This window comes from Allomesorhizobium aridi, assembly GCF_043769475.1.
In the GTDB taxonomy this organism is placed as follows: domain Bacteria; phylum Pseudomonadota; class Alphaproteobacteria; order Rhizobiales; family Rhizobiaceae; genus Allomesorhizobium.
This window is the reverse complement of sequence record NZ_CP171729.1, coordinates 1,753,289-1,777,857: the sequence shown is the minus strand read 5'-3', so window position 1 is coordinate 1,777,857 and position 24,569 is coordinate 1,753,289. Positions and strand designations below refer to the sequence as shown.

The window sequence follows — 24,569 nt, the reverse complement described above, 5'->3', positions numbered from 1 at the left end:
AGGCAATGCGGGACGGCTCGCGTCAGCTCCGGCCCTTGGCTACCCTGTCGAAGGCCATCAGCCTTTCCATCAGCGCCGGGAGATCCTTCAGCGGAACCATGTTCGGGCCGTCGGATGGCGCGTTGTCTGGATCCTGGTGCGTCTCGATAAACACGCCGGCGACCCCGACCGCGACCGCCGCGCGCGCCAGCGTCTCGACAAAACGCCGATCGCCGCCAGTCGAGCCGCCCTGCCCGCCCGGCTGCTGCACCGAATGGGTCGCATCGAAGATCACCGGCGCGCCGATTTCGGCCATGATCGGCAGGGCGCGCATGTCGGAAACCAGCGTGTTGTAGCCGAAGGACGCGCCACGCTCGGTGACCAGCACATTGGCATTGCCGGACCCGACAATCTTGGCGACCACGTTCTTCATATCCCAAGGCGCAAGGAACTGGCCCTTCTTCACGTTGACGACCTTGCCGGTCCGTGCGGCGGCGATCAGGAGGTCGGTCTGGCGCGAGAGAAACGCCGGGATCTGCAATATGTCGACATGGGGCGCGACGATGCCACACTGCTCCTCAGAGTGCACGTCTGTCAGAACCGGCAGGCCGAATTCGCGGCGGAGATCGTCGAAGACCGGCAGCGCCGCCTCCAGCCCCGCGCCGCGCGTGCCGGACAGCGAGGTGCGGTTGGCCTTGTCGTAGCTGGTTTTGTAAACGAGGCCGATTCCGAGCTTCTGCGCCATCTCCTTCAGCGCGCCGGCCATGTCAAAGGCGTGGCCGCGAGATTCGAGCTGGCACGGGCCGGCGATCAGCGTCAGCGGCGCATTGTTGGCGAAAACCGCGTTTCCGGCCGCGACTGTGGAATTCGGCGTGTTCATGAGTTCTCCTCGAAAGCGAAAGCGGCGCCCTGCCCCGGCGCCGGAGGCACGACCAGTCGGCCGCCGATGGTGCTAAATTCTATTGAGTTGGAGCGAAGAAGCGTCCCGGTTGCAGCCAGATCGTCGACGCCGAACAGAATAGCGGCGAGCCGCAGGCCGCTCCCTCCTGCGCAGCCTTCTGCGCCGAATTCCCGCGCCAGCGAGGCTGTCGGACCAATGCAGAGCCTGCCGTTCGGCAGATCGACGTCGAATGTCGAATCCCCGCGCGAAACAACTCCGCTCCGGGCGAGCGACGCGAGGAATCCGGCATGCCTTTCGGGAGATTCGCTGGACGCGACGACGGCCGAGAGCCGGCTTGCGCCATTGGCGTGGCGTTGCAGCCCCGCGCGGTCGACGTTCGGCGAGTTGAGCCGCTCGCAGGTGAAAAAGAATGGGTCGCGGGCATCCGATTCGGCGGCAAAGGCCAGCTTGAAGGAGACCGTGGCGGTCTTGCCCGAGGCGTCGAGGAAAGGCCGCGAAAAATCCAAAACATCGCCGGCCGAGACTCCCGCCTTGACGAAGTCCCGATGGTCGGCGGCGGCATCGTCCGTGCCGAACACGACGGCGGAAAACCCTTCATCGCCGTTTGCCTGCCGAAACATGCGGTCCCTGGCGACGAACACATTGCCTCCGGCAATCGCCTCGTCGGCTGTCGCTCCGTCACGAACCGCCAGCGGCTCAAGAAATGTGCCGCCGGCGAAATAGACGCAGGCGTTTTCCGTGCCGAACGGATGGACGCCGTCCGGCGCGACGGTGAACCCGAGCGCCGAAAGCCGCGTCCGCGCGGCGGCCAGGTCCGCGGTCGGCAGCACCAGATGGTCGATCGGACGGGGCGGCTTGGTCATCGGCACGCCATGTGCCCGAAAATGGCGGGTCGTTCAAGGCGCCGCCGGTCTCTATCTCCCCCGCGAGGGGGGATAACACCCTCACCGCCTACGAAGCGGCTTGCGTCGAGGAGTCGGCGGATTCCTTTGCGGCCTCGGCCGCTTCTTTCTTCTCGCGCGCCACGCGTTCCTGCTCGCGCTTGCGCTCGACCATCCGGGCCATCCAGATCGAAACCTCGTAGAGAAGGATGGTTGGCACGGCGAGACCGATCTGGCTGACCGGATCGGGCGGCATGAGCACGGCGGCGACGACGAAGGCGATGACGATCGCCCATTTGCGCTTTTCGGCCAGCCCTTGCGAAGTCAAGAGCCCGACACGCGCCATCAGCGTGGTCACCACCGGCAGCTGGAACACCAGGCCGAAGGAGAAGATCAGCGTCATGATGAGGCTGAGATATTCCGACACTTTTGGCAGCAGCGAGATCTGCACCTCGCCGCCGGTCTGCTGCATGGCGAGGAAGAACCACATCACCATGGGCGTGAAGAAGAAATAGACCAGCGCCGCGCCCATCAGGAACAGGATCGGCGAAGCGATCAGGAACGGCAGGAAGGCGCCGCGCTCGTTTTTATAAAGGCCGGGCGCGACGAATTTGTAGATCTGCGCGGCGATCAGCGGGAACGCCAGCACCATGCCGCCGAACATCGCGAGCTTGATCTGGGTGAAGAAGAATTCCTGCGGCGCGGTGTAGATGAGCTCGACCTGGCCATCGCCTATGCCCGCCCACTCGACCGCCCATTTGAACGGGATGACGAGCAGGTTGAAGAGTTCCTTGGCGAAGAAGAAGCAGCCCAGGAAGGCGATGAAAAAGCCGCCGATCGCCCACATCAGGCGCGAGCGCAGCTCGATCAGATGGTCCATCAGCGGCGCCGATGACTTTTCGATCTCGTCGTCTTCCGGTGCGCTCACGAGGCAGTCCCTGCGGATTTCTTCTTCTTTTCCGCCACCGGCTTGGCCGAAGCGGATTTTGGCTGGGCGGCTTTTGCCGCCGCCTTGGGTTCGGCCGGCTTCGACGCGGGTTTGACCGCCTTCGCAGGCTTTGCCGCGGCCTTGGCCGGTTCAGGGACTGCGGCCGCTACTGGCGTAGGGTCCGGCATTGCTGGAAACACCGGCTTCGAAGTCGGCATGGCCTCGGGCCCGGCGACGCCCGGAATGCTGGTCGCCCCCGCTTTCAACGGTTCGGCCGCATGCGCGGCCTCGGCGGCGGGCTCAGCGGCCTTCGAGGGCGCAGGCTTCATTGCGGAATCGAGGCCGGCGCGGACATCGGCCGCGGCTTTCTCGAAGGGGTTCAGCTGCTTCTTGATCTCGGCGGCCGGGTTGAGGCCGCGCAGTGAATCCACCGACTTCTTGACCTCATCGAGCTCCGCCTCCTTCAGCGCCTCGTTGAACTGTTTCTGGAAGTCGCCCGCCATCGATCGCAGTTTCGCGGTCGTCTTGCCGAAGGTGCGCAGCATCTTGGGCAAATCCTTCGGGCCGACGACCACGATCATGACGATCGCGATCACGAGCATCTCGGTCCAGCCGATATCAAACATGGCTACTCAATCCGACCAGCGCAGAGATTAGAGATTAAAGCGAGGCTCTAAGGCTCAGCTCTTGCTGGCTCTTTCCTTGGCCGCCTGGACGGTTTCGTCGGGGCGATGCTCGACGGTCTTGCCGTCAGCGGTCTTTGCGCCCTCAGCTTCGTCGTCGGACATGCCCTTCTTGAAGCTCTTGATGCCCTTGGCCATGTCGCCCATCAGCTCGGGGATCTTGCCGCGGCCGAACAGCAGCAGCACCACCACAAGCACGATAAGCCAGTGCCAGATTGAAAAGGAACCCATGATAACTCTCTCCGAACGATTTCCTGAGACTGATCTATGCGTTTTCACGCTGTGTTTCAAACAGAAGTACGTCAGACTTCCGTGTCGAAAGCCAGATATCCTTCGCCTTGGCCGACAAAGCGCCGCAGCGTACCCGCGCGCGCACCGGCGTCTCCGCGCCGGGAACGGCAAGTTCCAGCAATTCCACGACGCCGAGATAGCGACGCGAGAGGATGCGCGCCTGGGTATCGCCCGTGGTTTCGCTGACGTCGAAGCCCGTCATGCGCACGGCGACGGTCAGATCGTCGCCCTCGGAGAAGCCCGCCGCGTCGACGCGCCCGAGCGAGGTTTCAACCGCCCCGCCCCGCACCCGCCCCTCGAAAAGATTGAGTTCGGAGAAAAAGCCGGCGACGAACAGGCTCGCGGGGTTGAGATAAAGATCCTCGGCGCGGCCGGCCTGCACCAGCCTGCCGTCCCTGAGGAGAGCGATGCGGTCGGCCATGCGCATCGCCTCCTCCGCATCGTGGGTCACGACGATCGCCGTGGCGCGGCTTTCGCGCAGGATCGCCAGCGTCTCGGCGCGGACGGAATCCTTCAGCCGCGAATCCAGCCCGGAAAACGGCTCGTCCATCAGAAGAACCGCCGGGCGCGGCGCGAGCGCCCGGGCGAGCGCCACTCGCTGCTGCTCGCCGCCCGACAGGATATGCGGATAAGAGCCGGCATAATCCTCCAGCCCCACTCGCGAAAGCGCGATCAGCGCCTCCTTGCGCGCCTCCTCGCCCGACAGGGCGGTCAGCCCGAAGCGGACATTGTCGAGGATGGTCATATGCGGAAAGAGGGCGAAATCCTGGAAAACCAGGCCGATGGAGCGCCTTTCCGGCGGCAGGAACACAGACGGCCCGGCGATCTCGCGATCGTTGAGGAGCACGCGGCCGGAAGTCTGGCTCTCTATGCCGGCGGCTATCCGAAGCAGCGTGGTCTTGCCCGAGCCGGAGGGGCCAAGCAGGCAAAGAACCTCGCCCGGCTCGGCCGAAAGTGTCACGCCGCGCAGCGTCTCGGCGCCAGCCCCGAAGGAGTGGCTGATGTTTTCGAAGGCGAGCCGCGCGGCGAATGTGACGCCGGCGGGCACGCGGCCGTGCTGATGCAGATCCTGTGCGTTCAAACGAGAGACTCCCGGCATTTCGGCGCGAGATATAGCCCTGGAAGCGCCCGCCTTGCGGTCAATCATCTGTGACGCGGGGCGTCAGCAGGCCGAGCTCCTCGAGATCTATGTCGGTCAGCGGGTCTTCGTCCTCAGTCAAAAGATCCGGATCGGAGGGCGGCTGCGGGATGGAAAAGTTCGATGGCATGCGCGAGGATAGCAGCCCCGCCCCTTTCAGCTCGTCCATTCCGGGCAGGTCGCGGATTTCTTCCAGCGCGAAATGGTCGAGGAATTTTTCAGTCGTGCCGTAGGTGACCGGGCGGCCCGGCGTGCGCCGCCTGCCGCGCATGCGCACCCACTCGGTTTCCAGAGTGTGTCGAGCGTGCCCTTGGAGGTCTCGACGCCGCGAATGTCCTCGATCTCGGCGCGGGTGACCGGCTGATGATAGGCGATGATCGCCAGCACTTCGAGGGCCGCGCGAGAAAGCTTCTTCTGCTGGACGGCGTCGCGGCTCATCAGGAAGGCGAGATCGCCTGCCGTGCGGAAAGCCCAGGCGTCGCCGACGCGCACCAGATTGACGCCGCGGCGCTGATAGATCTGCTGCAGCTCGGCCATGGCGGCGGCGATGTTGACGCCGTCGGGCAGGCGCTGGGCGAGCTGCTTTTCGCTGACCGGCTCGGCGCTGGCAAAGACGATCGCCTCGGCCATGCGGACGGCTTCGGCCAGATGCAGGCGCTCGGCGGGGTTCATGTCGGCCTCGTCCGAAAGGAACTGGATCACCGTTGCGTTTGCGCTGTCGTTCATGACGCTGCCTCGGCTTTATTTGCGGCATTTTGGCGGTTGCGCAGGTAGAGCGGCGCGAACGCCTCCTGCTGACGCATTTCGATCGCCCCTTCGCGCACCAGTTCGAGCGTGGCGGCAAAGGAACTGGCGATGGCGGTGGAGCGCTCCTCGGCGCTGGTGAGATACTGCGTCAGGAACTGGTCGAGCGCGGTCCAGTCGCGGAACTCGCCGATCAGGCGGATAAGGATTTCGCGCGCCTCCTTGAGCGACCAGACGCCGCGCCGGGCGATGCGCACATTGGTGATGGCCTGGCGCTGGCGCTGCACCGCATAGGCGGTCAGGAGGTCGTAGAGCGACGCCGAATATTCATTACGTTTCTCGACGATGACCATTTCGGGCATGCCGCGCGCGAAGACGTCGCGGCCGAGCCGGTTGCGGTTGACGAGGCGCGCCGCGGCGTCGCGCATGGCTTCCAGCCGCTTGAGGCGGAATTGCAGCACGGCGGCCAGTTCCTCGCCGCTTTCGCCGTCGTCGCCCGGCTGCTTGGGGATGAGGAGCTTCGACTTCAGGTACGCAAGCCACGCCGCCATGACGAGATAGTCGGCTGCGAGTTCGAGCCGGATGGCGCGGGCGCTGTCGACGAATTTCAGGTACTGCTCGGCCAGCGCCAGGATGGATATGCGGGCGAGATCGACCTTCTGGTTGCGGGCAAGATGCAGGAGAAGATCGAGCGGGCCTTCGAAACCGGCGACGTCGATGAGCAGCGCCGGTTCGGAAACGCCGCGCGCGTTCTCGTCCTCCGCCCAGAGGCGGTCCATCGGCGCGGGCTTCCCTGCCCTTTTATCCAGCGCTTCCGGCAATTGCTGCCTGCTTCCTGTTCATTACGCCACCGCCTCGAAGTAAGTCGCGAATTCGGCGCGGATTTCGGCCTCGTCGGCCTGATCGCGCTCCTGAATGTAGTTAAGCGACCGCTCGGCCCGTTCCAGCGACTTGCCCTCAAGCCCCGTGGTGCGCGAGGCGATCCCCGCCATTTCTTCCATCACCCCGTTGCAGTGAAGAACGATATCGACGCCGGCCGCAAGGATCGCGGCGGCTTTCGACGGGAAATCCCCAGAAAGCGCCTTCATCGAGGTGTCGTCGCTGATGAGCAGCCCGTCGAAGCCGATCTCGCGGCGGATGATCTCGTCGACGACCCTGCCGGACGTCGTGGCCGGATTGTCCGGATCGACCGCGGCGTAAACCACATGGGCGGTCATCGCCATCGGCAGATGGTTCAACTCCCTGAACGGGGCGAAATCATGCCGCTGCAGGTCGCTCAGCGAGGCATTGACGGTCGGCAATTCGAAATGAGTGTCGGCGAATGCGCGTCCGTGGCCGGGGATGTGCTTCATGACGGGCAGCACGCCGCCGGCCATCAGCCCTTCCGCGGACGCCTTGCCGAGCGCGGTGACGCTTTTCGGCTCCTTGCCGTAGGCGCGCGCGCCGATGACGTCGCTGGCGCCTTCGATCGGCACATCGAGCACCGGCAGGCAATCCACCGTAATGCCGAGTTTCAGGAGATCGAAGGCGTGCAGGCGGGCAAGCAGCCATGCCGCGCGCTCGCCGACGTCGTGGTCGTCGCGCCACAGCGCGCCGATCGCCGCGCCGGCGGGGTAGTTTGGAGCCAGTGGCGGACGCAGGCGCTGCACGCGGCCACCCTCCTGGTCGATGAACACCGGCGCGCCGGGACGGCCGATGCAATCGCGCATTTCGTCAACGAGGTCACGGATCTGCTCGGTTTCGCTGATGTTGCGCGCAAACAGGATGAAGCCCCAAGGGCATTCGCCGCGATAGAACTGGATTTCCTCGCGGCTGAGCGATTTCCCGGCGCAGCCGAGGATCATGGATTTTGATTCGGTCATGTCGTCGACACTAGCGCGTCGAGGCATAGGTTGAAAAGAAAACCGGCGCGGGTTGGACCCGCGCCGGTTCGGCAAGTGCGGTGCGGGGCAGCTTATTTCGAGACGAAGCAGTTGCCGCCTGCGGATTTATAGCTTTCGCAAAGCTTGATGGCGTCGCTGCGGCTGCCGGCGGGAACCCGCACGCGCCAGAAGGTGCCCTTCCCGGCGACCTCGGCCTTGACGATATTGGCCTGATGCCCCTCTAGCACGCTGCCGTAGCGGCGCAGCAGATCCTGATAGGACGACTGCGCAGCGGCTTCGCTGGGCTGCGAAGCGATCTGCATCGACCACGCGCCGTTCGCGCCGGAGGCCGGGTTCAGCGCCGCGACCTGATCGCCCTTCACCTCGCCGACAATGTCGACCGGCTGATCCGAAGGCCGCGCCGGAGCGACCGGAACGGAGTTCGGCGTGGCCGATGACGGCTTATCGGCGGCGGCTTCGGCGCCTGCGGCAGCCAGCGTGGCCGCCGGTGCTGCAGCAACGGGGGCGTCAGGCACGGCACCAGTGGCTTCCGGAACGGGAGGCTGGGGTTCGGCGGCATTGGCGGCCGGAACAGCTGGCGCCGGCTTTGCCGCGGCAGCTTCGGGAGCCGGCGCCGGATCCTCTCCGGAACCAGCGTGCCGTCGGCCTTGACGATCATGGTGCGGACCTTGCGCGGCGCGACCGCGGCCACTTCGACGCTGTTGTCGACGCCCGCTTCCTGGATGACCTGCTCTATACGATCCTCCGACTTTGCCTGAGGCAGGGCCGGCGGCTGATCCCCGGCGGGAAGAGCCTGCGGCAGGTCGCCTTCGGGAGCGGCGGCTTGCTCGACCGGCTTGGCTTCGACGGGCTTGGGGTCAATCGGATCGGCTGGCGCAGCGTCGGCTGGCGCGGCTTCAACAATTCGCGGCTCCGGCTCGGGTTCCGGCGCGGGCATCTCGATCGGTTCCTCGGCGCTGGTCAGCAGTTTTTCCTGCCTTGGCCCGGCCTCGCCGCCGGCTCCGGCGACGCTGTCGTAAACCTTGTTGTCCTGATTGGGCACGGTGGCGCCGCCGGGATTTTCAGGCCTGACCTTGATCGGCTCCGCGTCGGCCTTAACGATTGCCGGCGCGTCCGAGCCGCCATCGCCGAAGGACATCGCGAAAGCGCCGATGCCGCCGAGTACCGCGACGCCGCCGACGATCGCGGCGACAAGCATGCCGCGCCGCTGGGGCGTCTCTCGCGTGGCCGCGGCATATTCCGGCGGGGCCATGTCTTCGTCGACATCCGGATCGTAGGAGAAATCGTCCACGGCGAACTGGTCCTGGGCTTCTGGCTGGCGGCTGCCCGGCACGTAGTCGGCATCGTCATCGCCGGCTGCGGAGCCGTAGGCGGCGTTTGAAGCGCCTGCAAAGGCTGCTCCGCCGGCAACGCCTGCGGCGAACGCCGCCGGAGCTGCATAGCTGGAAACCGGGTGCGCCTGTTCCTGCCGGGCAAATGCGCGCTCGAATTCCGCCGAGTAGTCGTCAGCTTGATAGGCCGGAGCGGGAGCCGGCGTCTTTTCCGGCGAATTCATGTCGCTGAGCAGGCTGGCGAACTCCGCGTCGAGATCGTCAAAGACGGGCTGCGGCGGCACGTTCTCCTCGAAAGCCACCTCGGGGATGTCGAGATCGTCGGCCAGCGCAACCGCTTGCTCGGGCACGTCGACCGTCTCGATGTCCGGGAAATCCTCGTAGGGAGCAGACGCGTAATAGTCGTCCTGCTCCTCGGCGTCCTGCTCGTGCTGTTCCTGTTTCGCCGGCACATCTGTCGCCGGTGCGGGAGCGGCCTCCTGCCGCCAGGACTTCGCAGGCTCGGCGGATCGCATCGACGCCGTCAGGGCAGCAAGGGCGGCGTACGGGTCGTTGCTCTCGTCCACCACGGCCCGCTCCGGTTCCTGCCGCTCCGAGGCGGCGCTGTCTTCCGTCTGATGCAGAACCGGCTCGTCATCCGCAATCGCGTTGGAAATCGCGGCGTCGAATGCTTCGTCGTCGAAGGCGAGATCGATATCTCCGAATTCGGCATCCGCCGCGGGAACGAAATCGGTCTCATCGTCCGCCGCTTGCGCTGCGTAGGTCACCTGCTCGTTCCGGTCCCAGCCGTGATCGGCATCGTCGGTCGAAACAGTGGCTTCATCGAGCGGGAGATCGTCTTCCGAAGGAACTTGCGCTTCGACCGGCTCGGCGCTGGCCTCGAACGCCCAGTTCACGGCGTCGAGATCACCAGCCAGATCATCGAGCAAACCTTCTTCGGCGTTTTCCGATTCAGCAGTTTCAGCTTCGGCGGTTTCCGCCGGCTCCTGAGCTGCTTCAACAACCGGAGCTTCATCAGCCAGAACCTCGGCGACCGGCGCGCTGCGGCCGTGCGTATTGCCCAGCAGCGCGTTGAGCTCGTCCTCGAGGCTGAGTTCGTCCGGCTCGGGCTCCTCTGCTTCCACCGCGACGGCAGCCGTTGATGCGTGGTCGTAGTCGGTGGGCTCCGACAACCGCAAATGCAGTTCGCCGTCGAAGTCATCCTCCGCGAATGACGCGGCCTCGGTAGCATGCAGCGCCTTGGCTGCCGAAAAATCCATGTCGACTTCGGCCAATGCTGCATCGAAATCATCGGCCGGCGCCTGTTCGGGCGTCATTGCGACCGGCTGCGCGGAAACCTCTTCATCCACGACAGGCTCATCGTATTCGGCGGCCGGTTCCCAGCTATCGTCGCTGAGCGTTTCCTGCTCGTCCGAGACCTCGAAAGCACCGTTGCCAGCCAGATCGGCCGCCGGTTCGGCGTCAGATGACGCATCCGCAAGGCCACGCGCCAGTTCTTCCTGCATGGCATCTTCGAAGGCAAAATCACCCGCCTCTTCGCCAGCTTCAAAGGCCTGCGCCTCTTCGCCAGGCGCGAAAGCCTGCGCCTCAACGGCGTCGTCAGCCAATTCGGCCTCCGTCGCCGTTTCCAGCACCTGCTCGAACGGCTGATCGTCGACAAAAGCCGTTTCGCCCTCGAAGTCGTCGTCGGGTGAGGTTTCGGCGGCAGCTACATGGCTATAGTCATCGGCAGCCGCAAAATCGTCGGCGAGCGAAAACTCTTCCTCGAACGCGGCGGCAAGCAGGTTCTCGGAAACCGGGTCCGCAAGCTCTTCCTGCGCATCGGCATCGAGCGACGCGGCCAGTTCGTCCTCGAAAGCGGCGGTCTCGAACGAGGCCTCGTCCATACCCGCCAGGGCTTGGTCAATCTCGGCAGCCGGTTCCGTCGCCGGCTCGTAAGCGGCTTCGACCGGCTGGAAAGCAGCTTCGGCTTCCGGCGCGGTCTCCTCGGCCTCCAACTCGCCCATCAGTTCCTTCTCGAGATCGATGCCGAAATCATCCTCGTCGGCAACCGCCCCCGAAGGATCTTGCGCAGGCGCCTCGGCAGGCTGCTGCCGCACCGGCTGGCGGGGGTCGAAGCCCATGATCCTGGTCAGTTCAGCAAACGGATCGTCGTTGGGAAGATCGTTCTGGTCGGCGATTCTCAGATGGTTTTTCTCTGCCATTCTCTGTCCCGAACTCGCACATAATCGGACGCTGTCAACGTCGCGTAAGGTTGGCCCTTACCAGCGCAATGTGGGCAAAAGGTGACAGGTTTTTCCCGCAAATCTAGCGCATTTCGGTAGGCGCTTCGGCCCCGATCAGCGCCAGGCCGGACGTCAAAACATCCGATACGGCCTGCACCAGCCCGAGTCTGGCATACGTCAAGTGTCGGTCGTTAACCTTAACAAATCGTAAGTCGGGATTCTCAGTACCGCGATTCCAGTGTCCGTGGAAACTGCTTGCCAGATCATAGAGATAGAAGGCCAGTCTGTGGGGCTCGTGAGCCTGGGCCGCGGACTCGACGATGCGAGGATACTCGGCGAGCTTCCTGATCAGCGCAATCTCGCTTTCGTCGGTCAGCCAGGAGGCTTCTTTGCTCAGTGCCAGGCGACCGAACGCCGCCTCGCCGAGCTGCTCTCGGGCCTGGCGGAACACGGAGTGGCACCGCGCCGAGGCGTACTGCACGTAGAAGACGGGGTTGTCCTTCGACTGCTCCGTGACCTTGGCGAAGTCGAAGTCCAGCGGGGCATCGTTCTTGCGGTAGAGCATCATGAAGCGGATCGGATCGCGGCCGACTTCCTCCACCACCTCGCGCAGCGTGATGAATTCGCCGGAGCGTTTCGACATGCGCACGGGCTCGCCGTTGCGATAGAGCCTGACCAGTTGGCAGAGCAGCACCGTCATTTTCAGCCAGTCGCCAGAGAGAGCCTTGGCCAGGGCCTCCATCCGCTTGACGTAGCCGCCATGGTCGGCCCCGAGAATGAAGATCGTCTCGTCGAAGCCGCGCGCGAACTTGTCCTTCAGGTAGGCGACATCGGCAGCGAAATAGGTGAACTGCCCGTCGGACTTGACCAGCGGCCGGTCCATGTCGTCTCCGACCGCCGTCGAGCGGAACAGCGTCTGCTCGCGGTCTTCCCAATCCTCCGGCTTCTCGCCCTTCGGCGGCGGCAGCGTGCCCTTGTAGATGTGGCCCTTGAGCGTCAGGTCGGTTATGGCCGAGCGGATCGCCTGCGCCTCGTTGGCGTGCAGGGTGCGCTCGGAAAAGAACACGTCGTGGTGCACGTTGAGCAGCGCCAGATCCTCGCGGATCATCGCCATCATCGCGTCGACCGTGCGGTCCTTGACCAGAGCCAGCGCTTCCTCGTCCGGCTTCTGCAGCAGACTGCGGCCGAACTCGGCTGCCAGCGCCTGGCCGACCGGCACGAGATAGTCGCCCGGGTAGAGCCCTGCCGGGATCTCGCCGATCTCGTCGCCGAGCGCCTCGCGGTAGCGCAGCATGGCCGAGCGGGCGAGGACGTCGATCTGGGCGCCGGCGTCGTTGATGTAGTATTCCCGCGTAACGTCGAATCCGGCGAAGGCCAGGAGGTTGGCGAGCGCGTCGCCTACGACGGCGCCGCGGCAGTGGCCGACATGCATCGGCCCGGTCGGGTTGGCCGAAACATATTCGACGTTGACCTTTCTGCCCTTGCCCAGGCTGGAGCGGCCATAACCGGCGCCGGCCCCGATCAGGGCCGCGAGATGCGCCTGCCAATAGCGGTTGTCGAGCCGCAGGTTGACGAAGCCCGGGCCGGCGACCTCAACCGCCGCGACGTCGCCGTCGGCCCGCAACGCTTCGGCCAGCTTTTCGGCCAGCGCGCGCGGGTTCTGTTCCGTCGGCTTGCCCAGCACCATCGCCGCATTGGTCGCCAGATCGCCATGGCTGGCGTCGCGAGGCGGCTCGACCGTGATCCGGGAAAGATCGGCGCTGTTACCGTCTTTGTCTTTCAGATCAAGCGCTTCAACGGCTTTGATGATCCGATCATTGAAATCGGCGAAGATGTTCATTGGTGCTTACTCTGGAACTGGTATGCGCGGACCAAGGGCCGCGCCGGAAAACCGGCCCGCCCTAGCCCAAATCGGGCGTGTGGTCAAACAGCCGCCGGTGCTCCTTGATCGCGTAGGTGTCGGTCATGCCGGCCAGGAAATCCGCGACGTGGCGCGCCTTGACCCGGTCGCTGGCCCGCTCCAACCCCTCGCGCCAGCCTTCCGGCATGGCGCGAGGATCGGCAAGATAGGCGTCGAAGAGCTGGCGCACGATCAGATCGGCATCTTCGCGCACCCGCATCACCTCGTCGTGGCGGTACATGTTCTTGTAGAGGAACGCCTTCAGCTCCTTTTCCGCAGGGATCATGTCGGCCGAGAAGGTAACGATCGTCCTGCCTGCCTGCCGCACCTCGTCCGCGCTTTGTGGCTTCAGTTCCGCGAGCCTCGCGCCGGCGGTCGAGATCACGTCCTCGACCATGATGGTGATCTGACGGCGCATCAACTCATGCCCGGTCCTGACCGGGTCGAGTGCCGGATAGCGTTCGCGCACGCCCCGCAAGATGCCCCCCGGCAGCGACACCTCCTCCAGCATGTCGAGCGTCAGCAGATCGGCGCGCAGGCCGTCGTCTATGTCGTGGGTGTTGTAGGCGATGTCGTCGGCGATCGCCGCGCATTGCGCTTCAAGACCGGCGAAGCGGTCGAGTTCGAGGTCGTGCAGTTCGGAATAGTCCAGGATCGCCTGCGGCACGGTGCCTTTCAGGCCCCTGCCCTGCGCGTCGGTTAGCGGGCCGTTATGCTTGACCAGCCCCTCCAGCGTCTCCCAGGTCAGGTTCAGGCCGTCGAACTCGGCGTAGCGACGCTCAAGCTTCGTCACCACGCGCAGCGACTGGGCGTTATGGTCGAAGCCGCCCCACGCAGCCATTTTTTCGTTCAGCGCGTCCTCGCCGGTGTGGCCAAAGGGCGTGTGGCCGAAATCGTGGACCAAGGCCACCGCCTCGGCCAGATCCTCGTCGCAACGCAGCGCCCGCGCCAGGGCGCGCGCGATCTGCGCGACCTCGATGGTGTGAGTGAGCCTGGTGCGGTAGTGGTCGCTTTCATGCGCCACGAAAACCTGTGTCTTGTGCTTCAGACGGCGGAAGGCGGTAGAATGGATGATGCGGTCGCGGTCGCGCTGGAATGGCGTGCGGGTCGGGCTTTCCGCTTCCGGGTAGAAACGGCCGCGCGATTGCGCCGGATCGCACGCATAGGCCGCGCGGGGCCGGAAGCCGAAGCCGATGTCGCCAAGCTCTATCGCCATGGTCCGAAACCGCCCGTTGACTTGCCCCTCGCCGCTTCATACCTATGGTGGGTACGCGAAAGCAAGGTGACGCCGATGGGCGCTGATGCCAAGACTGCCATGAAGGGCGTTGATCTCTCCGAAGCCGCAGCGAAGCGGATCGCCAGAATCGTCGCTGCCGAACCGGGCAAGACGGCGTTGCGCGTCTCGGTCGAGGGCGGCGGCTGCTCGGGATTTTCCTACAAGTTCGATCTGGTCGACAGCCGGAATAATGACGACGTCGCGATCGAACGCGACGGCGCGATGGTGCTGATCGACGAGCTTTCCATGATCTATATGGGCGGGTCGGTCATCGATTTCGTCGACGACCTGATGGGACAGTCCTTCCAGGTCAGGAACCCGAACGCGGTCGCCTCCTGCGGTTGCGGCACGAGCTTTTCCGTCTAGACCAATGCCGCCTACGGCCATGCGCCCGACCGCTTTCCGGCAGGTCGCGCTTGCCGCCGGCCGCGATCTTGACGCGACTCTCGCCTTCTGGCGGGACGTTCTCGGGCTGGCGACCCACGCGGTCTTCGAGCCGCCCGGCATAGCCTTCATCCTGGTCGGCGGAGTGCGGCTCCTGTTTTCGGGCGGCACGCCGCAGGCGACCGTCTATCTCGATATGCCCGGCCTCGACGCGTTCTGCGAGCACGCGGCCGCCTTCGGGACGGCCTTTACCGCCATGCCTTCCCTCGTCCACATCGATCGGCTCGGCCAGTTCGGCGCGCCCGGCGAAAGCGAGTGGTTGGCCTTCCTGAAGGATCCGGCAGGCAACACGATCGGTCTGGTCGAGCGCCGGCCGGGGTGAATCACATCGCTCAGGATGCGGAGACTCGCTTTCGGGCGGCTCGGAGGTGGTCCTGCCCAACGCCGGTTTCGCCGCGATGCGCAAAACAGGTCCGGCCGCAATTGCAAAGAAATAATTGAAAGTCTTCCACGCATTCGGATGAAGACAGCAGGAATGATTCTGTCAGGGCGCGCCGAGCGCCATTGATTCAAAACGGAAAATCGCGTGCCGGCGCAGCGCGTATTCCGCTGGGGAAGTTGGACAGTCCTCGCCGGCAAACAATCCCTTGCTGGTCCCCTCGTCGGCTTCGTTGACAGCTTCACGGACCAATCGCAGGCTTTGCAAATGCCGGCAAAGGGCGAGCCAGGCTGCCGTAGAGGGGACATCACATGACAGTGCCGAACGCAAGAGTACCGAACGCATCTCCATCGCTGTACAACGAGGATCTGGCGCCCGCAAAAAGAGCGCAACTGGGGGCCGTTCAGCATCTTCAACGTCTGGACGTCGGACGTCCACAGCCTGTGGGGCTATTACCTCGCCGCCAGCCTGTTCCTGTTCTGCGGCAGCTTCTTCAATTTCATCATCGCGATCGGCGCTGGCTCACTGATCATCTATTTCCTGATGAACATGGTGGGCGTCGCCGGTGTTCGCACTGGAGTGCCCTTCCCCGTGCTTGCGCGCGCATCGTTCGGCATCTGGGGCGCGAACCTTCCGGCCATGGTACGCGCGATCGTCGCCTGCTTCTGGTACGGCGCACAGACGGCCGCGGCCTCGGGCGCGATCGTCGCGCTCCTGATTCGCGACGAGGGCATGCTGCAATTCCACCAGACAAGCCACATGCTCGGCCATTCGACGCTGGAGGTGATCTGCTACGTCGTCATCTGGGGGCTGCAGTTGCTCATCATCCAGCGCGGCATGGAGACGGTGCGACGGTTCCAGGACTGGGCCGGCCCCGCGGTCTGGATCATGATGCTGATCCTGGCGATCTACCTTGTCATCAAGGCGGGGGGCATCTCGCTGACCGCCGACATCCCCATGGACGTGCTACTCGAAAGGACCAAGGACGCCGGCGTGCCGGGCGTGCCCGGCTCCCTCGAGGCCTTGGCGGCCGTGGCCGCGATCTGGGTGACCTACTTCGCGGCGCTCTACCTGAACTTCTGCGATTTCTCGCGCTATTCGCCCGACGAACGTTCGCTCAAGATCGGCAATATCTGGGGCCTGCCGGTGAACCTCATCCTGTTCTCGCTGGTGGCTGGCATCACGACGATCGCGGCCTTCCAGGTCTATGGCGAAGTGCTTCTGCACCCCGACCAGATCTCGGCCAAGTTCGACAGCTGGTTCCTGGCCCTGCTGGCGGCACTGACCTTCGCGGTCGCCACGCTCGGCATCAACGTCGTGGCGAACTTCGTCTCGCCCGCCTTCGATTTCGCCAACGTGTTTCCCAAGCACATCGACTTCAAGAAGGGCGGCTACATCGCCGCGCTGATCGCGCTGGCGCTCTACCCATTCGCGCCATGGGAAGGCGGCGCGGCCCGCTTCGTCAACATGGTCGGCGCAACGATGGGCCCGATCTTCGGCGTGATGATGGTCGACTATTATCTGATCCGCAAAGGCTGGCTGAACGTCGACGCTCTCTATCACGAAGACGGCGAATACCGGTTCCAGAGCGGCTGGCACGTCAAGGCGCTGATCGCCTTCGGCGTCGGCATCCTGTTCTCCTCGATTCTGCCGAACTTCACCAACTGGCTGCCTTCGTGGTGGGGCGTCTACGGCTGGTTCTTCGGCGTGGCGATCGCCGGCATCATCTACTACGCGCTGCGGGCGGCAGACGTTCGCGCCGTGCCGAAGACCGCCTGAGCAGAGCGTCTTTTTAAGGGGCGGGACAACTCTCCCGCCCCCTTTTTTTGCCCATACCATTTTTCGGGTGATTGCCGGGACGGGTTCATGATAACGGTCGCAACATGAAAATCGTCACCTGGAACATCAACGGCATCAAGGCTCGCCTGGGCAATTTGCTTGTATGGCTGAGGGACAGCGCGCCCGACATCGTCTGCCTGCAGGAGATCAAATCGGTCGACGACCAGTTCCCGCGCATCGAGATCGAAGCGCTCGGCTATCACGTCGAGACTTTTGGCCAAAAAGGCTTCAATGGCGTGGCGATCCTGTCGAAGTACCGCTTCGACGAGGTCAATCGCGGTCTGCCGGGTGCGGACGGCGACGAGCAGGCGCGCTTCATCGAAGGCGTGTTTTCGACCGAAAAGGGCGTGCTGCGCGTCGTTTCGCTTTATCTGCCCAACGGCAATCCGATCGACACGGAGAAATTTCCCTACAAACTGGCCTGGATGGAGAGGCTCGAGCAATGGGCCGAGGAACGGCTGAAGCTCGAGGAACCGCTGATTCTCGCCGGCGACTACAACGTGATTCCGGAGTCGGCCGATGCGAAGAACCCGGCAGCATGGGTCAACGACGCGCTGTTCCAACCGGAAAGCCGGCAAGCGTTCCGGCGGCTCTGCAATCTCGGCTTCACTGAAGCCGTCCGCGCCGTCACCGACGCCACGGACGTCTTCACGTTCTGGGACTATCAGGCCGGCGCGTGGCAGAAGAACAACGGCATCCGCATCGATTTCCTGCTGATGTCGCCGGAAGCCGCCGACCGGTTTTCATCGGCGTCGGTCGAAAAGCATGTGCGAGCCTGGGAAAAGCCGTCGGACCATGTTCCGGTCGCGGTGGAACTGGCGCTCGCAGCCGCCTGACATTTTTGCTTTTTATCGGTTTTGAACGATATCCGGCCCGCGGCGGAACTTATTGGTTGCCCTTGGTCAGGATATCGTCGGCGAGCGCGATCGCAGTGCGCCGGTCGGCTTCGGCGGCCAGCGCGAACGCCTCTTCCTGCATGCCGCGTATCCACGGCCTGTCGCCCGGCGAGGCGCGCTCGAGCGCGGCCGTCATCATGGCCAGTCCACGCACGACCTTGCCCCTCTGGAACAGCAGATTGCCAAGCGTCGCCTGCGCGCCGGCGTGCCCCTTCTCTGCCGCCAACTGGAACCAGCGGCCGGCCTGCCGCACGCTCGCCTTCACGCCCTCGCCCTTGAGGAACATGTTGCCCATCTCGAACTGGGCATTGGGATTGCGGTAGTTCGCAGCGGCGCGCATGTAGTATTCCTGCGCGGCGGCAGGATTGGCCTGAACCGGGCTGCCCGGGATTCCCTTTTTCCAGTAGCTGCCGAGCGCCACCAGCGCGTCGGACATGTAGCTTTCTTCCGGACTGCCGGGCTCGACATCCTGCCGGGCGATCTCGGAGAAGAACTTGAAGGCCTCGTAGTCGTCACGTGCGACGCCGTCGCCCTCGGCATACATGCGCGCCAGCTTCCACGTGGCGCCGAGCTGGCCGTTCTCGGCCGCGTAGCGATAGGCCTCGACGGCCTGGTCCTTGTGGCCGCTCTTGTAGGCGGAATAACCGAACTGAAACACCGACCATGGGTTCGACTCGGCCTTCACCTCACCTGAATCGTCGAAAATGTCGTTTTCGAACGCCAGCGCCCCACCCGCGGAGCCGAAGGTCGCGGCCGCGACCAGGGCGCACAGGGCAGTCGATCTCAAGGCATCCGACATACGCATCACAATATGCTTCTTCTGTGCCCTTCCCGATCGAGCCCGCCAAACGTGCTCCGGATTTTCGGCCAAACTACGACCGCCCGAGGCGATGTTGGGGGCCGGGAATGGGCAGGCAGCGTAGAACGCGCCGGGCGCGTCTCCGTTCCCGGCTTTTTGAGGCGCGGACCCTTCGGTCGCCGCCCTGATCGGCAGTTTCACTGTGGAAATTACCTTGGCGTCCAATTTCTTGTCCTTGGCCGCGTTTGCCGCAGCCTTTTGTCTTGCATGCCCGTCCTGAACCCGCCGTGCGCCCGGTTTATGGCGGGAAATAGGCAGATTTGGTCCGCCTCACTGTAGCAAATGGCTTGCCTGGAGACTGTTGCAGATTCGTCACAAAATCGCGGGCTATATTAGCGACTACCAGATACAAAAAAGCCCGGCCGCAAAGCCGGGCTTTTCGTCACGAATGCTTGACTACCACTTGACCTTGGCGGAAGCCGAGACTGCGGCGACGAGATCGTTGCCGTATTCGTAGGTGATCTCTTCATCTTCGGACTCGCCGCTGGTCAGCACGCCGAGCGCGCCGCCAAGGCGGAATTCGACGTTCTGGGTCGGCGTATAAGCAGCGCCGGCCGAGAAGGTCCAGGTGTCGCTCTGAATGCCGAGCGTGGTCGACGTGCCGCGATCCCAGGCTATGCTCGCCGCCCCGCTCCACTGGTCGTTGAACTTATGTCCGACGCCGCCCGAAACTGTCCAACCGTCGCGATAGAAAAGCTCGAGCGAGGTCACGTCGTTGTCGACCGTGCAGGCACCCGAAGTGCCAACCGCGCAGAAGCTGATCTCCTGAAAAGTGCTCCAGTCCACCCATTTGATCGAGCCGAAGGCGAGCCAATTCGGCGCTATGCCGGACTGAATCTTGAATTCCAGCGAATCCGGCATGGATTGCGTGCCCTCGACATCGGTCACGACTCCGAGCACCGGGTTCAAGGGGTTTATGAAACCGGGAACTTCGGTCAGGTCGACAGTTCCGGTTATGTCGCCGAGATCGACTTCGGAATTGTAGACGAGGCTGGCCCGGAATGCGATCTCGGGGATTTCATAGGCCGCGCCGATCCGCCAGCCAACGCCGTCGCCTTCCAACTCGAGAAGGCCGACACCGTTACCAAAAGCATTGGTACCGGTGAGCGTCGGGACTGGCGCGACAAGGCGCTCCTTAAACCCATCGACCTGCTGGTAAAACACACCGCCGAGCACGCGGAACTGGCCGCGCCCGGCCTGCATCTTGTAGGAGCAGGTGCCGGCGATGTTGTCGCTGTTGATTTTGGTCTCGATATTGCTGTTGGCGCCCATCCAGTCGGCGCCCGGATTGCTGTGCGCGCCCCATGGCTGCGAATAATCGACCATGCAGTCAACGCTGTCGCCGATGGAAGCCTTGAAGCCGATGCGCGGTATCGCGTAGTCCTCGGTGTCGGCGACGCCGTTGGTCGCTCCGCCGCCAATGCCGTTGGAACCGATGCCGTTAAGCGGGTTGATGTCGACGACGTCGTCCAGCTCGCGCTGCGGCATCACGTAAGTAACCGACGCTTCGCTGGCGAAGCGGGCCGGATCGAACAGAAGGTCGACATTGTAGCCGCCACGCTCGAGGCCGCCGGCGCTTGCCGTGCCAACCACGGCTAGCGAAACGCAGCCCGCCCCCAGAAGCGTTTTCAAAAGCGGTTTATTCATGAAAGTTTCTCTCCCCCAAAAGTATGTGGGAGGAAGCTAGAACCATTTCCTAAAAAGGGTGCAACACTGTTTTTGCACGCGCGCGCTCGGCAGGCTCCGGACGGCCCGATACGGGCGCGGACCAGGCTCGAAAATGCCGCAAAACAACCGATTTTTGCTGCCCGTCATACCAAAAACATGGCATTGCCCGGAAAAACCGGCCGAAATCGCTTATTTTCGGCCCAATCCGCCGACTTTGTTACATTACGGCAACAATGGGGCGGAAAATATTTGGACAACCTAAGGTTACGCAACGTCACGCCATTTCTCGAACCAAAACGGCGGTTTCGGCATCACCAGAATCAGCCGCGAAAGCCGGTCAAGCGTCGCCGCGAACGCGCGCTAGCGCCACGTTCAGCCGCTCCTGCGCCTCCTGGTATTCGGCGAGCTTTTCGCGCTCCGCGGCCACCACTTCGGGTGCGGCGTTGGCGACGAATTTCTCGTTCGAAAGCTTTTTGTGGATGCGCGCGACTTCCTCGGTGACCCTGGCGAGTTCCTTCTGCAGCCTGGCCGCCTCCGCCTCGAGATCGATCAGGCTGCCGAGCGGCAGGCAAACGGTCGCCTCGCCCAGAACGATCTGCGCGGAAGCCGCCGGCGCAGCGTCCGCATGCGTCACCGCACCTATCCTGGCCAGCCGCTTGACCGCCGAATCGTGGCGTTCGAGCCTGGCGCGCGTGAGATCGCTCGCGCCGATGACGACCAGCGGCGCAATCGCTGCCGGCGGCACGTTCATTTCTGAACGCACCGAGCGTATGCCCGACACGAGTTCCACCAGCCAGTTGATCTCCGCAGCCGCCTCGGCGTCCTCGAAATCGGGGTCGGGCCAGCGTGCGTGGCAGATGAGCGACTGCCGCTCCTGCCCCTCGCCCGCCGTATGGGCCCAGAGTTCTTCCGTGATGAACGGCATCATCGGGTGGAGCAGCTTGTAGATTTCGTCGAGCACGAAGGCGGCGACCGCCTGGCTTTCGGCTTTGGCCGCCGCGTCCTCACCCATGAACACCGGCTTCAAAAGTTCCAGATACCAGTCGCAGAAGAGGTTCCAGACGAAGCGGTAGGCGGCATTCGCGGCCTCGTTGAAGCGGAAGGTCTCGATGCCTTCGGTGATCTCGTGGGTCGCGCGCGTCAGCTCCGTCAGGATCCAGCGGTTGATGGTCAGCTTAGCGTCGCCGAGCCAGAGCGCGTCGTTGCGGGCGACGCCGTTCATCTCGGCGAAGCGCGTCGCGTTCCAGAGCTTTGTCCCGAAATTGCGATAGCCGGCGATGCGGGCCGGATCGAGCTTCACGTCCCTGCCCTGCGCCGCCATGCTGGCCAGCGTGAAGCGCAGCGCGTCGGCGCCGTATTCGTCGATCAGGCCCAGCGGGTCGATGACGTTGCCTTTCGACTTCGACATCTTGGCGCCGTTCTTGTCGCGCACCAGCGCGTGCACGTAGACCGTGTGGAACGGCTCCTCGTCCATGAAGTGCAAACCCATCATCATCATCCGGGCGACCCAGAAGAAGATGATGTCGAAACCGGTGACCAGCACATCCGTCTGGTAATAGGTCTTCAGCTCCGGCGTCTCGTCCGGCCAACCTAGCGTCGAGAACGGCCACAGTGCGGAGGAGAACCAGGTGTCGAGCACGTCCTCATCGCGGGTCAGGATTTCGCCGGGCTTGAAATTCTCCAGCAGGTCCTCGACGACCGCCTTCATCGGCCCCTCATGGGCGATGTAGTGCTGGATGGCGGCGTGGAGCGCCTCCTCCTCGGTGCGCTCGACGAACACCGCGCCGTCCGGACCGTACCAGGCCGGAATCTGGTGGCCCCACCAGAGTTGGCGCGAGATGCACCAGGGTTGGATGTTCTCCATCCAGTCGAAATAGGTTTTTTCCCAGTTCTTTGGGACGAAATTGGTGCGGCCCTCGCGCACCGACGCGATTGCCGGCCGGGCCAGTTCCTCGGCGTTGACATACCACTGGTCCGTCAGGAACGGCTCTATCGGAACGCCGCCGCGGTCGCCATGCGGCACGGCGTGGCGGTGCGGCTCGACCTTGTCGAGGAAGCCGCCTTCCTCCATGACTCTGACCACAAGCTTGCGAGCCTCGAACCGGTCGAGCCCGTGAAGCTGGTCCCACACGCCCTGGCGCAGAGGATTTACATCGACACCCTCGAGAAAATCCTCGTTATCCTTGAGGTTTATCCTCGCTTCGGGGGTGAAGATGTTGATCGCCCGCAGCCGGTGGCGCTTGCCGACCTCGAAATCGTTGAAATCGTGCGCGGGCGTGATCTTGACCGCGCCGCTGCCCTTTTCGGGATCGGAATATTCGTCGGCGACGACAGGAATGTCGCGGCCGACGATCGGCAGTCGAACCTTCTTGCCGACGAGATGGCGATAACGCTCGTCGTCCGGATGAACCGCGACGGCAGTATCGCCGAGCATCGTTTCGGGCCGTGTCGTCGCCACCACGATATAGGTCGCCGGATCCTCGGGATCGTAGGCCACGCCTTCCACGGGATAGCGGAAATGCCAGAGGTTGCCGTTGATCTCGACCTGCTCGACCTCAAGGTCGGAAATCGCGGTCAGGAGCTTCGGATCCCAGTTCACAAGGCGCTTGTCCTTGTAGATCAGGCCTTCCTTGTAGAGCGTCACGAAGACCTCGATGACCGCCCTGGACAGGCCTTCATCCATGGTGAAGCGCTCGCGCGACCAGTCGCAGGACGCGCCGAGCCGTTTCAGCTGGTTGACGATCGCGCCGCCGGATTCGGCCTTCCACTCCCACACCTTGTCGACGAACTGCTCCCGACCCAGCTCACGGCGATGGATCTGGCGCTCCATCAGCTGCCGCTCGACCACCATCTGCGTGGCGATGCCTGCGTGGTCCATGCCGGGCTGCCAGAGCACGTTCTTGCCTCGCATGCGCTCGAAGCGCACCAGAATATCCTGCAATGTGTTGTTGAGCGCGTGGCCCATATGCAGCGAGCCGGTAACGTTGGGCGGAGGGATGACGATGGTGAACGGCTCCGCCTCCGGCTCGGCGCCCGCACCGGCGGCAAAGGCATCGGCCTCCGCCCAGCGCCTGGCGATCTTGGGCTCGACGGTGCTGGCGTCGTAGGTCTTCTCAAGCATGGGAAACGGTCCGCGTTATCCGGAAATCTAGTCGGTCCGGTGTAAATCGGAAGGGCTTGGCCGAGTCAAACGGTTAGTGCGGTTGCGCCGTCACCTAAGCGCTCGTATCGGGCGCGAGGCTTTGCGCGCGTCTCATCTGGCAAAGGCCGCCATAGCGCGGCGCTCAATTTCGGCGATTGTTTTAGTTATGCGTGCGCCAAGATCCTGGATGTGCCTCTGCTCTGCAAGGGCAACGACTTCCCGCAGACCTACATCAAGCTGGCCTGAACGAGCTTCGCCAAGGATCGTCAGCCTGCCCCGCGAGCGACGCGCTCGATTTCCTCGCGAACCAGCCGCTCGACCAGCGTCGGCAGATTGTTGTCGAGCCAGTCCTGCAGCATGGGGCGCATCATCTCCTCCGCCATCTCGTCGAAGGTCTTCTTGCTGCGCGCGGAGAAGGCTTCCGACAGTTCTCCGAAGGCAGCGGCGACCTGGCGGCTTGCCTGCTCGGAAATGATGGCGGACCTGGCGACACCGTTCTCTGCGGCCGCTGCAACGGCTTTTCCGGCTTCCTCGGCGACCGCGGGGGAAACCTGCTCGGATTCTACCTCGTCGGACGGCGCGGCTGCCATGGCGCCGCCTTCGGATTCGGCGACGACCGGGCTCGCGGACGGTGATGGGGGTGTCCATTCCCGTCGCGCCACCGCATCCGGTTCGGGTGGACTTTTGCGGACGGGCTCCGCAGGCTCCGCGGCGGCGGGCATGCTCTCGCCGGCGCGCTTGCGCGCGTCAGCGGCGATCTGCGCCTGCACTTCGGCCAGCGTCACTGGCTTCCTGGGTTCCGGCGTCGGGGCGCGCAACTCGGCGCGGAAAGCGTCGACCTCGATGACGGCGCCCTCGCCTCGCGCGGGCGCAACATCGCGCCGCGCCGGCTCGTAGGCGGAACCGCCGCTTGAGGCCTCATGTTCGGCCTGGCCGGCCTCAGCCTCCTCATGCGGCTTTCGGCCGGTATCGCTGTCTTCGATTATCCTGCGGATGGAAGCGAGTATCTCTTCCATCGAAGGTTCGCGCTGTGCGCTGCCTGCATGTGCCATCGTCACATCCGCCGCCCTTGTGACCAGTTACCATGTCCCGGCCACCGAACGACCGAAACGAATCATGGGTTCGAGCGTAGCGGACGCAGAGGCATACGAGAATCCCCCAAAACGGGACTTCCGGGATTTC

General features: G+C 64.0%; 20 protein-coding genes and 2 pseudogenes. 4 read left to right on the top strand and 18 right to left on the bottom strand.

Annotated elements, in window-relative coordinates; genetic code table 11:
- Window positions 1-22 precede the first annotated feature (22 nt).
- The 14 genes and pseudogenes from kdsA to ACG873_RS10655 form a co-directional block, all read right to left on the bottom strand.
- Complete coding sequence (kdsA, locus tag ACG873_RS10720; protein WP_394891691.1) at window positions 23-859, bottom strand: 3-deoxy-8-phosphooctulonate synthase; 837 nt, start codon at window positions 857-859, stop codon at window positions 23-25.
- On the bottom strand, window positions 856-1,743 hold the full coding sequence (locus tag ACG873_RS10715; RefSeq protein WP_394891690.1) for a VOC family protein: 888 nt from the start codon (window positions 1,741-1,743) through the stop codon (window positions 856-858). The genes kdsA and ACG873_RS10715 overlap by 4 nt, the downstream gene beginning before the upstream one ends.
- An 88-nt stretch (window positions 1,744-1,831) precedes the next feature.
- Complete coding sequence (gene tatC / locus ACG873_RS10710; RefSeq protein ID WP_394893443.1) at window positions 1,832-2,641, bottom strand: twin-arginine translocase subunit TatC; 810 nt, start codon at window positions 2,639-2,641, stop codon at window positions 1,832-1,834.
- A gap of 44 nt (window positions 2,642-2,685) precedes the next feature.
- Window positions 2,686-3,315 carry a Sec-independent protein translocase protein TatB gene (gene tatB, locus ACG873_RS10705; protein ID WP_394891689.1) on the bottom strand — a complete coding sequence of 210 codons (630 nt, stop codon included), beginning with the start codon at window positions 3,313-3,315 and terminating at the stop codon, window positions 2,686-2,688.
- Window positions 3,316-3,369: 54 nt separating this feature from the next.
- Window positions 3,370-3,603 carry a twin-arginine translocase TatA/TatE family subunit gene (locus tag ACG873_RS10700; RefSeq protein WP_008838168.1) on the bottom strand — a complete coding sequence of 78 codons (234 nt, stop codon included), beginning with the start codon at window positions 3,601-3,603 and terminating at the stop codon, window positions 3,370-3,372.
- 34 nt (window positions 3,604-3,637) lie between these two features.
- Entirely contained in the window at window positions 3,638-4,762 is a 1,125-nt protein-coding gene (locus ACG873_RS10695; RefSeq protein WP_394891688.1) for an ABC transporter ATP-binding protein, read from the bottom strand.
- A gap of 40 nt (window positions 4,763-4,802) precedes the next feature.
- Entirely contained in the window at window positions 4,803-4,970 is a 168-nt protein-coding gene (locus ACG873_RS10690) for a hypothetical protein (RefSeq protein ID WP_394893849.1), read from the bottom strand.
- Between the two features lie 60 nt (window positions 4,971-5,030).
- Window positions 5,031-5,431 (bottom strand): annotated as a pseudogene (scpB, locus tag ACG873_RS10685) (SMC-Scp complex subunit ScpB); the annotation flags it as partial.
- 92 nt (window positions 5,432-5,523) lie between these two features.
- Window positions 5,524-6,324: a segregation and condensation protein A gene (locus ACG873_RS10680; RefSeq protein ID WP_394891687.1), complete on the bottom strand. Its 801-nt coding sequence runs from the start codon at window positions 6,322-6,324 to the stop codon at window positions 5,524-5,526.
- A gap of 63 nt (window positions 6,325-6,387) precedes the next feature.
- Entirely contained in the window at window positions 6,388-7,407 is a 1,020-nt protein-coding gene (nagZ, locus tag ACG873_RS10675) for a beta-N-acetylhexosaminidase (protein WP_394891686.1), read from the bottom strand.
- A 92-nt stretch (window positions 7,408-7,499) separates the two neighbouring features.
- Complete coding sequence (locus tag ACG873_RS10670; RefSeq protein WP_394891685.1) at window positions 7,500-7,790, bottom strand: SPOR domain-containing protein; 291 nt, start codon at window positions 7,788-7,790, stop codon at window positions 7,500-7,502.
- Window positions 7,787-10,963, bottom strand: coding sequence for a hypothetical protein (locus ACG873_RS10665; protein ID WP_394891684.1), 3,177 nt, complete (start codon window positions 10,961-10,963; stop codon window positions 7,787-7,789). The genes ACG873_RS10670 and ACG873_RS10665 overlap by 4 nt, the downstream gene beginning before the upstream one ends.
- Before the next feature lie 103 nt (window positions 10,964-11,066).
- On the bottom strand, window positions 11,067-12,824 hold the full coding sequence (gene argS / locus ACG873_RS10660; protein WP_394891683.1) for an arginine--tRNA ligase: 1,758 nt from the start codon (window positions 12,822-12,824) through the stop codon (window positions 11,067-11,069).
- Between the two features lie 61 nt (window positions 12,825-12,885).
- A complete protein-coding gene (locus ACG873_RS10655) occupies window positions 12,886-14,100 on the bottom strand; it encodes a deoxyguanosinetriphosphate triphosphohydrolase (RefSeq protein WP_394891682.1) in 1,215 nt (404 codons plus the stop codon).
- A 75-nt stretch (window positions 14,101-14,175) separates the two neighbouring features.
- Here ACG873_RS10655 and erpA point away from each other — a divergent pair, with 75 nt between their 5' ends.
- The 4 genes and pseudogenes from erpA (at window position 14,176) to xth (ending at window position 17,658) form a co-directional block, all read left to right on the top strand.
- Window positions 14,176-14,526, top strand: a complete 351-nt coding sequence (gene erpA / locus ACG873_RS10650) for an iron-sulfur cluster insertion protein ErpA (RefSeq protein WP_394891681.1) — start codon at window positions 14,176-14,178, stop codon at window positions 14,524-14,526.
- A gap of 19 nt (window positions 14,527-14,545) precedes the next feature.
- On the top strand, window positions 14,546-14,926 hold the full coding sequence (locus ACG873_RS10645; protein WP_394891680.1) for a glyoxalase: 381 nt from the start codon (window positions 14,546-14,548) through the stop codon (window positions 14,924-14,926).
- A gap of 368 nt (window positions 14,927-15,294) precedes the next feature.
- Window positions 15,295-16,762 (top strand): annotated as a pseudogene (locus tag ACG873_RS10640) (NCS1 family nucleobase:cation symporter-1).
- Between the two features lie 104 nt (window positions 16,763-16,866).
- Window positions 16,867-17,658, top strand: coding sequence for an exodeoxyribonuclease III (gene xth / locus ACG873_RS10635; RefSeq protein ID WP_394891679.1), 792 nt, complete (start codon window positions 16,867-16,869; stop codon window positions 17,656-17,658).
- Between the two features lie 49 nt (window positions 17,659-17,707).
- Here xth and ACG873_RS10630 read toward each other — a convergent pair whose 3' ends face one another.
- The 4 genes from ACG873_RS10630 to ACG873_RS10615 form a co-directional block, all read right to left on the bottom strand.
- Complete coding sequence (locus tag ACG873_RS10630; protein ID WP_394891678.1) at window positions 17,708-18,523, bottom strand: tetratricopeptide repeat protein; 816 nt, start codon at window positions 18,521-18,523, stop codon at window positions 17,708-17,710.
- Window positions 18,524-18,973: 450 nt separating this feature from the next.
- The gene (locus ACG873_RS10625; RefSeq protein WP_394891677.1) at window positions 18,974-20,224 is read right to left on the bottom strand and encodes an OmpP1/FadL family transporter; all 1,251 of its coding nucleotides are present in this window, start codon (window positions 20,222-20,224) and stop codon (window positions 18,974-18,976) included.
- Window positions 20,225-20,582: 358 nt separating this feature from the next.
- Window positions 20,583-23,366 (bottom strand): valine--tRNA ligase, encoded by a 2,784-nt coding sequence (locus ACG873_RS10620; protein WP_394891676.1) that lies wholly within the window; start codon window positions 23,364-23,366, stop codon window positions 20,583-20,585.
- 287 nt (window positions 23,367-23,653) lie between these two features.
- On the bottom strand, window positions 23,654-24,439 hold the full coding sequence (locus ACG873_RS10615; protein WP_394891675.1) for a DUF2497 domain-containing protein: 786 nt from the start codon (window positions 24,437-24,439) through the stop codon (window positions 23,654-23,656).
- Between the last annotated feature and the right edge of the window lie 130 nt (window positions 24,440-24,569).